Genomic DNA, 10,459 nt, shown 5'->3' on the forward strand with positions numbered 1-10,459 from the left:
ACGCACAGGTATACCGCTCATCGGTGCACTGCCGTCCGGGCCCGGCACCCGGCATCGACCACGCCGGGACGGCACACGGGCGCCCAAGCCGCAGACCAGACCAGCAGACCAACAGACCGACCAGGCCCGGCCGGGTGGGCCGTGGGGCGCACCGGGCCGGGCATGGTCAGCGTTGCAGGTGCCTGGAGGGGCCGTCGGCCGTGACCGGCGGCCCCTCCATGCTCAGCGGGTCAGGGCAGGGTCCACTTCTGGTTGGCCGCGCCGAGGCAGGTCCAGAGGTGCACGATGGTGCTGTCCGCGGAGTTGTTGCCGGAGACGTCGAGGCACTTGCCCGACGACGTGTTGCGCAGGGTGCCGTCGGCCTGGGCCGCCCAGTTCTGCGCGCCGGTGCCGTTGCAGGTCCAGAGCTGGATCTTGGTGCCGTCGGCGGTGCCGCTGCCGGACACGTCCAGGCACTTGCCGAGCGCCTTGACCGTCGAGTTCGGCGTCACGGTCCAGGTCTGCGCCGTACTGCCGTTGCAGGTGTAGATCTGGATCTGGGTGCCGTCGGCGGTGGCGCCGTTGCGCACGTCCAGGCACTTGCCGGCCAGGCCCTTGACCGGGCCGACCCCGGGGGTGCCGCCACCGCTGCCCTTGACCAGGGTGAAGTCGTCCACGTCGAAGAGCCCCGTGCCGGTACCGGTGAAGGTGAGGTAGAGGTTCTGGGTGCCGGACGGGACGTTCGACAGGGTCGTGCTGACGTTGGCGTAGGTCTCCCAGCTGCCAGTGTTCGGCACCGTGGCCGAGCCGAGCACCGTGCCGGTCGCCGAGCCGGTACGCACCTGGATGGTGCCGCCCGCGCCGCCGGAGACGACCCGGGAGGTGAACGAGGTGACGCCGGTCAGGTTCACGCCGTTGTACGCGGCCCAGTCGCCCGGTTCGATGTAGCCGAGGGTCTGGCCGCCGTTGGCGCCCGGCTTGGTGAACGCCGAGACGCCGTTGGCCGAGCTGAACGCCTCGGCCTGGATCGTGGTGTTCCCGGTCGGCGGCGGGGTGGTGCCCAACTCCTTGATCCGGATGTTGCGGAACGAGGCGTCGTCACCGGTGCCGTGGTTCTGGATGCCGATGTGGCCGGCCAGCGACCGTACCGGATTGGTGTTGGTGAAGTCGTTGATCTTCACGCCGTTGAGGAAGATCTGCAGCCGCTCGCCCTCGACCAGCAGCTCGTAGGTGTTCCACTCCCCCGGCGCGTTCAGCGCCGCGTCGCGGGCCGCGATGTCGGCGGACTTGAAGGTGTAGACCGCTCCGGTGGTGCGGTCCGCCGCGTCGGTGGCGTCGATCTGGATCTCGTAACCGTTGTCCACCGCCGACCACGGGTCACTGGACGGCGGGAACCCGATGAAGATGCCGGAGTTGTCGTCGCCGGCCAGCTTCCAGTCCAGCTTCAGTGAGTAGTTGGTGAACTGCTTGGCGTTGTACCAGAACAGCCCCATGCCGCCCACCGACGTCAGGGTGGCGTCGGAGTTGGTGAAGCTGCCCGGGCCGGCCTGCGACCAGCCGGCCGTCGAACCGTTGAACAGCGGGGTGTAGCCGGTCTCCGGCCGGCAGTCGGCCTTGCTCCGACCGGCCGCGTACCGGATACCCCCGAGCAGGTGGGCCCGGAACGCCGGCTCGGCGTACGACGCCTGGGTGTGCCCACCGCCGGTGTAGAAGGACCGGCCGCCGCTGTAGCTCTTGCACCAGGAGTGCGGGTGGTCCGCGCCCATGCCGCCGCCGGAGTACGACGACTCGTCCAGGGTGGCCAGCACGTGCGCGGTGGACCGGGCGTTGGTCCGGTAGTTGTACCACTCGTCGGTGCGGGTCCAGGTCTGCGGCAGGTGCCCGGTCGCGGCGTGCCCCCGGTCCTCCACCTTGACGTTGGCCTGCTGGATGGCCGGGTGCGAGGCGAACCACGCGCCGACCAGGTTGCCGTAGAACGGCCAGTCGTACTCGGTGTCGGCGGCGGCGTGCACGCCCACGTAGCCCCGACCGGAGGCGATGTACGACTCGAAGGCCGTCTGCTGGCTGGCGTTGAGCACGTCGCCGGTGGTGTTGAGGAAGACCACCGCCTCGTACTGGGCGAGGTTGGCGGTGGTGAACGCGGCGGCGTCCTCGGTGGCGGTGACGGTGAAGCTGTTCGCGGCGCCCAGGTCACGGATGGTCTGGATGCCGACCGGGATGGCGTCGTGCCGGAAGCCGGCGGTCTTGGAGAACACCAGCACGTCGTACGGGGCGTCGGCGGCGCTGGCCGGGGTGGCCGGGGTGGTGCAGGCGAGAACGGCGAGGGCGGCCATGGCCGCGCCGAGGACGGGTCGCAGGAGTCTGCGCATATCGCTCTCCTAAGGACGGTTGGGAGGGGCCCCGGTACGACCGGAGCCCCTCCTCTCAGCTCAGGGCAGGGTCCACTTTTGGTTGGCGGCACCGCTGACGCAGGTCCAGAGGTGGACCACCGTGCTGTCGGCGGAGTTGTTTCCGGAGACGTCCAGGCACTTGCCGGACGCCGGGCTGCGCAGCGTGCCGTCGGCCTGGGCGGACCAGTTCTGCGCGGCGGTCCCGTTGCAGGTCCAGAGCTGGATCTTGGTGCCGTCGGCGGTGGCTCCACCCGACACGTCCAGGCACTTGCCCAACGACTTGATCGTCGAGTTCGGCGTGACCGCCCAGGTCTGCGCCGCGCTGCCGTTGCAGGTGTAGATCTGGATCTGCGTACCGTCCGCGGTGGCGGCGTTGCGCACGTCCAGGCACTTGCCGCCCAGACCCTTGATCGCGCCGGCTCCGCCCGCGGGAGGTGTGCCGGTGACGAAGGTGAACGCGTCCAGGTCGTAGAGCGCTCCGGTGCCCGACCCGGCGAACGTCAGGTAGAGCGTGGTGGTGCCGCTCGGCGGGTTGCTGATCGTTCCGGTGACCGTGGTGAACGTTTCCCAGCCGCCGGTCACCGGGACGGTGGCCGAGCCGAGCACCGTGCCGGTGGCCGAGCCGGCCCGGACCTGGAGGGTGCCGCCGGCACCCGCCGAGGAGACGCGGGCGGTGAACGAGGTCACGTTGCCCAGCCGGTACGGCTGGAACGCGATCCAGTCACCGTTGTTGATGTCGCCGACGGTCTTGCCGCCCTCGGCCGGGGTCTTGCTGAACACGTTGATCCCGGACGAGGTGCCGAAGAACTCGGCCTGCCGGTGCCGCGGCGGCAACGTGTGCTGGGTGTGCGTGGTCAGCCCACCGGCGTCGGTGTACTCCGCGTCGAAGATCGCGAAGATGTTCGCCGCGTCGTCGTGCTCACCGTCGACCGGGATGGTGATCGAACCCGAGCAGCCGGTCTTCGAGGTGATCTGGTGCCCGTGCTGGTCGTGCCCGAGCACGTAGGTCATCTTGACCTTCGTGCAGTCGATCGTGCCGTCCTCCGGGTCGGTCACCGTGATGCTGAACGGCACCGTGTCACCGAAGCTGAACAGCTGGCCGTTGCCGGGGTTGTTGATGGTCACCGTCGGCGCGGTGTTGCCGACGCTGATCTGCACGCTGCTGCTGCCGGTGGCACCCTGCGGGTCCCGCACCGTCAGCGTGGCGGTGTACGTGCCGTTGGCGGTGTACGTCTTCGTCGGGTTGGCGGCGGTCGAGGTGGTCCCGTCACCGAACGCCCACGAGTAGGTGAGCGCGCCGCCCTCGGGGTCGGACGAGCCGGCCGAGGAGAAGGTCACCGCGAGCGGCGCGGCGCCGGAGGTGCGGTTGGCGCTGGCCACCGCGGTCGGTGCCCGGTTGCCGCCGCCGACGTAGTCGAAGCGGTAGAGCGCGGAGTTGGCGTCACCGTTGAAGTAGCCGGTGCCGTAGTCGAGCACGTAGTACGCGCCGTCCGGGCCGAACGCCGAGTCCATCACCTGCTTGCCGACCCAGGGGAAGGTGTCGATGACGCCGCGGGAGCCGTCGGAGTTGACGTGGATCGGCTTGATCCAGCCCCGGCCGAACTCGGTGGCGAAGAACTGCCCGTCGAAGGACTGCGGGAACTTCGTGGTGGAGGTCGACGAGGCGTTGTACCGGTAGACCGGGCCGCCCATCGGCGACTCGGAGCCGCCGCCGAACTCCGTCGGGGTGCCGGCGTCGCCGGCGTACCGGATCCAGGCCGGCTGGGCCGGGGGCAGGGTGGTCAGGCCGGTGTTGCGGAACGAGTTGTTGGTCGGCCCGCCGGTGCAGTTGTACTTCGCCCCGCCGGTGTTGCTGGCGAAGTCCCACTCGTTGTACGTCTCGGTGCTGGTGTTGGTGCCGGTGCAGTACGGCCATCCGAAGTTGCCCGGTCCGGTGATCCGGTTGAACTCCACCTGGCCGGACGGCCCGCGGGTGGAGCTGGTGGAGCCGGCGTCCGGCCCGTAGTCACCGACGTAGACGACGCCGGTGGCCTTGTCCACGCTGATCCGGAACGGGTTGCGGAAGCCCATGGCGTAGATCTCCGGCCGTGTCCTGGCCGTGCCGGGCGCGAACAGGTTGCCCGACGGGATGGAGTACGTGCCGTTGGCGTTCACCTTGATCCGCAGGATCTTGCCGCGCAGGTCGTTGGTGTTGCCGGCGCTGCGCTGTGCGTCGTACGCCGGGTTGCGGTTGGTCCGCTCGTCGAGAGGCGAGTAGCCGGAGGACTCGAACGGGTTGGTGTCGTCGCCGGTGGACAGGTAGAGGTTGCCGGCGGCGTCGAAGTCGATGTCCCCGCCGACGTGGCAGCACAGACCTCGATCGGCCGGCACGTCGAGCACGTCGACCTTGCTGGCCTGGTTGATTGTGAAGTCCGCGTTGAGAGTGAACCGGGAGAGGCGGTTCACGCCCTGCCAGGCCGAGAAGTCGGTGCCGGTGGCGGGCGCGTCGCCGCCGGGGGTGGACAGCGGCGGGGCGTAGTAGAGGAAGATCTGCCGGTTGCTGGCGAAGTTGGGGTCGACCCCGACGCCCTGCAACCCCTCCTCGTCGTGGTTGTAGACGGGCAGGGTGCCGATCACCGAGGTGGTGCCACCCGCGTCGGTGCGACGCAGGGTGCCGTTGCGGGCGGTGTGCAGGACCGAGCGGTCCGGCAGTACGGCGAGCGACATCGGCTCACCCATGTCGGACACGCCGCGGGCGAGCTCGACCTGCTGGAAGTCGCTGGCGTTGATCGTGTGCGCCTGGGCCGGTGTGGGGCCGGCCACGAGTGCGGCCGTGCCGGCCGCGACCGTGAGCAGCAGTGCCGATCCGGCGGAGAACCATCGTCGGGACCGGTGTGTGGAACCGTCCTTCATGGACATTTGTGCTGTCCCTTCCTGACGAATGCCAGGCCGGGCGCGCGCCGTCGCGCCGGATGCCGTAGCGGTGGTGGGGGTCGATGGGTTACCGCGCCGCCGGTTCACCTCGACGAAACATTGTCGTGTTGGCCACGACACTAAGTTGCGCGTGTCGATGTGTCCATACCTTCCGGTGATCTGGCAACAACTTTCGTCGATCTCACCGAAAGTCGGCCGGAGTCAGGCGCTACGGTCGATCGCCTGCGCCGCCAACGCGATCAGCGCGGACCGGGCCTCGTCGGCCACCTCTGCGCTCTCCAGGGCGGTGAGCGCGGCCTCCGTACAGACCCGGATCATCTGCTCGATCCGCTCCCGCGCGCCGGTCCCCTCGATGATCGCCCGCAGCTCCGCCGCGCCGTCGGCGTCCAACGCGGGATTGCCGAACAGCTCCCGCAGCCGCGCGGTCTGCGTCCGGTCGGCGGCGCTCCGGGCCAGCGCCATCATCACCGTGGGCTTGCCTTCGCGCAGGTCGTCCAACACCGACTTGCCGGTGACCGCCGGATCGCCGAAGACGCCCAGCACGTCGTCGCGGAGCTGGAACGCGTCGCCCAGCGGGTCACCGAACTCGCCCAGCGCGGCGATCAGCTCCGGCCCCGCGCCGGCCAACGCGGCGCCGATCTGCAACGGCCGGGTGACCGTGTACCGGGCAGCCTTCATCCTTATCACCGTGAGCGCGCTGGCCACCGAACCGTCGCCCACCCCGGAGACCAGGTCCAGGTACTCCCCCGCGATCACCTCGGTACGCATCAGGGCGAACACGCCGTAGCCGCGATGCACCTGCTCGGTGCTCAGCCCACACTCGTGGAACATCTGATCCGACCAGGCCGCACAGAGATCGCCGCAGAGCAGCGCGGTGTTGCGCCCGTACGCCTCCGGGTCGCCGCGCCACGACGAGCGGGCGTGCAGGTCGGCGAAGAGCCGGTGCACCGACGGCTCACCCCGGCGGCGGTCGCTGCCGTCGAGGATGTCGTCGTGGATCAGCGCGAAGGCGTGGAACAGTTCCAGGGCCGCCGCGGCCACCACGATCGGGGTGCCGTCGGCGGCGCCCGCACCGCGCCAACCCCAGTAGCAGAAGAGTGGACGCAGCCGCTTACCACCGGCCAGCACGAACCGTTGCAGCGCGGTGAACACCCCGCGCGGCGCGCCGTCCGGCCAGTCCGGCCCCTGCCGGTCGAGGAACGCGGCCAGCTCCGCGTCGAAGCGCGCCCGCAGCCCGCTGGTGTCGGTGGGCGCGACGGTGACCGTCATGCCCCCTCCCCCGGCCGGTCCGCTGCCGCGCCCCCGTCGGTACGCAGCCCGGCCAGCTCCAACAACAACCCCTTGACCTCGGTGGCCGCGATCCGGTCCCGGGCGGCGGTCGGGTCGGAGCAGAGCAGCACCGGGGCGTCCGCCGGGTCGTCCGGCAGCCGCCCGTGCGAGCCCCGCACCGCCCGCGCGCCGGCGTCCAGGCCCACCGCGCTCATCAGGTACCGCATACCGAGCTTCTTGCGGGCCAGCGCCACCCCGGCACGAGCCTTCGCGGCACCCGGGTTGGCCGGATCGAAGAACAGCTCGGCCGGGTCGTAACCCGGCTTCCGATGGATCTCCACCAGCCGGGCGAAGTCCGGCGCGCGGGCGTCGTCCAACCAGTAGTAGTAGGTGAACCACGCGTCCGACTCGGCCACCAGCACCAGCTCGCCGGCGCGCGGGTGGTCCAACCCGTACGCGGCCTTGCCGTCGGCGTCGAGCACCTCGGCCACCCCGGGCAGGCCGGCGCAGAGCTTCGCCACCGCCGGCACGTCGGCCGGGTCGCGGACGTAGACGTGCGCCACCTGGTGGTCGGCGACCGCGAACGCCTTCGACGTCCACGGGTCGAGGTACTCCATGCCGGCCTGCGTGTGCACCCGCAGCAGCCCTTCGGCGCGCAGCAGCCGGTTGACGTCCACCGGCCGGGACACGTCGGTGATGCCGTACTCCGACAGCACCACCACGGTGGCGTCGCGGGCCCGGGCGGCGTCCAGCAGCGGCCCGAGCACCGCGTCCAGCTCCGCCGCCGCGGCGGCGGCCTGGGCCGACGAGGGGCCGTAGCGTTGCAGGTCGTAGTCCAGGTGCGGGACGTAGACCAGGGTCAGGTCGGGCGACACGTCGGCCAGGATCTGCTCGGCCGCCTGACAGATCCACCGCGACGACGGCAGCCCGGCCGTCGGCCCCCAGTAGGTGAACAGCGGGAAGGTGCCCAGCCGGCCGGTGAGCGCGTCGTGCAGCTCCGGCGGGTCGGTGTAGCAGTCCGGTTCCTTGCGCCCGTCGGCGTAGTAGACGGGGCGTGGGGTGACGGTCCAGTCGACGTCCGCGCCCATCGCGTACCACCAGCAGACGTTGGCCACGGTGTAGCCGGGCTCGGCCCGACGGGCCGCCTGCCAGAGTTTCTCCCCACCGACCAGCGCGTTGTGCTGCCGCCACAGCAGCACCTCGCCCAGCTCCCGGAAGTACCACCCGTTGCCGACGATGCCGTGCCCGCTGGGCGGCTCGCCGGTGAGGAAGGTGGACTGCACCGAGCAGGTCACCGCGGGCAGCACGGTGCCCAGCTCGGCCCGGAAGCCGCCGTCGGCGACCCCGCGCAGCCGGGGCATGTGCGCCAGCAGTCGCGGGGTCAGCCCCACCACGTCGAGGACCACCAGTCGTCGGCTCATCGCGTCACTCCCGCGCTCAGGGTGCGTTCCGGGGTCAGCCCGAGGCCGACCAGTTCGTCACGGGCGAAGGCCAGTTCGGCGGCGATTCCGCCGGCCAGCTCCGCGTCGGTGCCCGGCCGCCGCGCGGCCGGCAAAACCCCCCAGGTGTACGTCTCGACGTCGAGGTGGTCGCACCCGGCGGTCGGGCCGCTGTAGAGCGCTCTCAGCGCGGAGCGCAGAACGGGCAGGGTCGAGCCGAGCGGTTCCTCGGGCGGGGCGTGCAGGGGCACGTGGTAGTGCACCCGCCACGGGCCGGGCAGCGCCCGGTCCAGCGCCTCGTCCAGGTCGTCGGCGGCGTACGCCTGGTCGGCGGGGTCGCCGCCGCCGGCGCAAGCGGCGCCCCGGGTCTGGTGCATGAAGCGCGGCTCCACCCAGCGGTGCAGCGCGTCGGCCCCACCGGCCGGGTCGGCCGCCTCGACGGCGGCGGAGACCTGCACCTTCACCACCGGCAGTCCGGCCGTCCGCAGGCGGTCCAGCGCCGCCGCCGGTTCCTCCCAGGCACACGCCAGGTGGGCCAGGTCGAGGCAGACACCCAACCGCTCGGTGTCCATCCCGGACAGCAGCGCGGCGGCCTGGCCGGTGCTCTCCACCACGCAGCCGGGCTCCGGTTCGAAGCCGACCCGCACCTGCCGGCCGGTGTCCCGCTGCACCGCGGCCAGGCCGGCCGCGAGCTGGTCCAGCCGGCGCCGGGCGGCGTCGGCCCGGCCGGTGTCCCAGGGCTGCCGCCAGGCCAACGGCAGGGTGGAGATCGAGCCCCGGGCCGCGTCGTCGGGCAGCAGGTCGGCGAGCACCCGGGCCAGATCCAGGGTGTACGTCAACCGCTGCTCGGTCGTCCAGTCGGGGTGGTAGACGTCCTTCTTGACCACCGGCGCCTGGAAGGCCGCGTACGGGAATCCGTTGAGGGTGACGACCTCCAGCCCCCGCGCGTCCAGCTCGGCGCGCAGCCGGCGGCGCAGCGCCGCGTCGGCGGCCAGTTCGGCGGCGACCGGGGCGGCCAGCCACAGGCCGAGGCCGAGCAGGTCGCTGCCGAGGGTCTCGCGGACCGGTACGGCGTAGGTGTCCAGTTGACCGAGGATGCCGGCGAGGTCCTCGGCGGGGTGCACGTTGGTGCAGTAGCCGAGGTGGACGGTGTCGCCGCCGGCGTGTCGCAGCCGCATCAGCTGCCGCCGCGCAGGATCGAGTTGCCGGTCTGCGGGTCCACGGCGGCGGTGACGTCGAGGTCGCTCAGGTCGAGCCGACCGGACTGCCCGTAGAACTCCACCGGGTTGCGCCACAACACCTGGTCGACGTCGTCGTCGCTGAACCCGGCGCGCAGCATCGCCTCGCCGGTGGCCCGGGTCAGCAGCGGATCGGAGCGTCCCCAGTCGGCGGCCGAGTTGACCAGCATCCGTTCGGTGCCGTACTCGCGCAGCAGCTCCACCATCCGAGAGGGGGTCATCTTGGTGTCCGGGTAGATGGAGAAGCCCAGCCAGCAGCCGCTGTCGCGGACCAGCTTGACGGTCACCTCGTTGAGGTGGTCGACGACCACCCGTCCCGGGTCGATGCCGGACTCGCCGACCACGGCGAGGGTCCGCTCGCATCCGCGCGCCTTGTCCCGGTGCGGGGTGTGCACCAGCGCCGGCAGGTCGTGCGCCACGGCGAGGGCCAACTGGGCGGCGAACGCCTCGTCCTCCTCCGGGGTCATCGAGTCGTACCCGATCTCGCCGACCGCCACCACCGCGTCCTTGTTCAGGTAGCGGGGCAGCAGGTCGAGGACCGGACGACAGCGCGCGTCGTTGGCCTCCTTGGGGTTCAGCGCCACCGTGGCGAAGTGCCGCACCCCGAACTGTCCGGCCCGGAACGGCTCCCAGCCGATAAGCGAGTCGAAGTAGTCGGTGAACGAGGCGGCGCTGGTGCGCGGCTGGCCCAGCCAGAACGAGGGCTCCACCACGGCGCGGACGCCGGCGGCGGCCATCCGTTCGTAGTCGTCGGTGGTGCGCGAGGTCATGTGGATGTGCGGGTCGAAGATACGCATGTCACGCCTCCCGGGGCAGTGCGGCGGTGAGCCGGTCGAGCAGGTCGGTGGCGTCGGCGGGCAGCTCCCGGCCGGCGGCGTGCCGTTCGGCGGCCAGCGCGGCCAGCATCGCGGCCAGCTCGCTGTCGGCGCGGCTGTCCAGGTCGGCCACCGCGGCGAGGGGGACGCCGCTGAACACGCACTTGAGCACCGCCTGCCGCCAGGCCGCCGCGTCGAGGTGCCGGGCGTACGGGCCGAGGGCGGCGGCGACCAGCCGGGTGTCGTTCGGCCAGCGCGGCCAGCATCGCGGCCAGCTCGCTGTCGGCGCGGCTGTCCAGGTCGGCCACCGCGGCGAGGGGGGACGCCGCTGAACACGCACTTGAGCACCGCCTGCCGCCAGGCCGCCGCGTCGAGGTGCCGGGCGTACGGGCCGAGGGCGGCGGCGACCAGCCGGG

The 10,459-nt window shown here is 71.6% G+C and carries 7 protein-coding genes; all 7 read right to left on the bottom strand.

Annotated features, from left to right (window positions below; genetic code table 11):
• Positions 1 to 230: 230 nt before the first annotated feature.
• Complete coding sequence (locus tag JNW91_RS04435) at positions 231 to 2,348, bottom strand: ThuA domain-containing protein (RefSeq protein ID WP_203173661.1); 2,118 nt, start codon at positions 2,346 to 2,348, stop codon at positions 231 to 233.
• Between the two features lie 60 nt (positions 2,349 to 2,408).
• Positions 2,409 to 5,261 (bottom strand): ricin-type beta-trefoil lectin domain protein, encoded by a 2,853-nt coding sequence (locus JNW91_RS04440; RefSeq protein ID WP_407664255.1) that lies wholly within the window; start codon positions 5,259 to 5,261, stop codon positions 2,409 to 2,411.
• 222 nt (positions 5,262 to 5,483) lie between these two features.
• Positions 5,484 to 6,551 (bottom strand): polyprenyl synthetase family protein, encoded by a 1,068-nt coding sequence (locus JNW91_RS04445; RefSeq protein ID WP_203173663.1) that lies wholly within the window; start codon positions 6,549 to 6,551, stop codon positions 5,484 to 5,486.
• Positions 6,548 to 7,972, bottom strand: a complete 1,425-nt coding sequence (locus JNW91_RS04450; RefSeq protein ID WP_203173664.1) for an alkaline phosphatase family protein — start codon at positions 7,970 to 7,972, stop codon at positions 6,548 to 6,550. The genes JNW91_RS04445 and JNW91_RS04450 overlap by 4 nt, the downstream gene beginning before the upstream one ends.
• Positions 7,969 to 9,168, bottom strand: a complete 1,200-nt coding sequence (eboE, locus tag JNW91_RS04455) for a metabolite traffic protein EboE (protein ID WP_203173665.1) — start codon at positions 9,166 to 9,168, stop codon at positions 7,969 to 7,971. Before eboE ends, JNW91_RS04450 begins: the two co-directional genes overlap by 4 nt.
• Positions 9,168 to 10,025 carry a TatD family hydrolase gene (locus JNW91_RS04460; RefSeq protein WP_203173666.1) on the bottom strand — a complete coding sequence of 286 codons (858 nt, stop codon included), beginning with the start codon at positions 10,023 to 10,025 and terminating at the stop codon, positions 9,168 to 9,170. The genes eboE and JNW91_RS04460 overlap by 1 nt, the downstream gene beginning before the upstream one ends.
• 1 nt (position 10,026) lies before the next feature.
• Positions 10,027 to 10,383 carry an EboA domain-containing protein gene (locus tag JNW91_RS04465; RefSeq protein ID WP_407664253.1) on the bottom strand — a complete coding sequence of 119 codons (357 nt, stop codon included), beginning with the start codon at positions 10,381 to 10,383 and terminating at the stop codon, positions 10,027 to 10,029.
• Between the last annotated feature and the right edge of the window lie 76 nt (positions 10,384 to 10,459).

Origin of the sequence: Micromonospora parastrephiae, assembly GCF_016802865.1 — a bacterium.
Lineage (GTDB): Bacteria > Actinomycetota > Actinomycetes > Mycobacteriales > Micromonosporaceae > Micromonospora > Micromonospora parastrephiae.

Coding starts and splice junctions, on each gene's coding strand:
- JNW91_RS04435 (WP_203173661.1), bottom strand. CDS start 2,348: ATGCGCAGACTCCTGCGACCCGTCCTCGGCGCGGCCATGGCCGCCCTC.
- JNW91_RS04440 (WP_407664255.1), bottom strand. CDS start 5,261: ATGAAGGACGGTTCCACACACCGGTCCCGACGATGGTTCTCCGCCGGA.
- JNW91_RS04445 (WP_203173663.1), bottom strand. CDS start 6,551: ATGACGGTCACCGTCGCGCCCACCGACACCAGCGGGCTGCGGGCGCGC.
- JNW91_RS04450 (WP_203173664.1), bottom strand. CDS start 7,972: ATGAGCCGACGACTGGTGGTCCTCGACGTGGTGGGGCTGACCCCGCGA.
- eboE (WP_203173665.1), bottom strand. CDS start 9,168: ATGCGGCTGCGACACGCCGGCGGCGACACCGTCCACCTCGGCTACTGC.
- JNW91_RS04460 (WP_203173666.1), bottom strand. CDS start 10,025: ATGCGTATCTTCGACCCGCACATCCACATGACCTCGCGCACCACCGAC.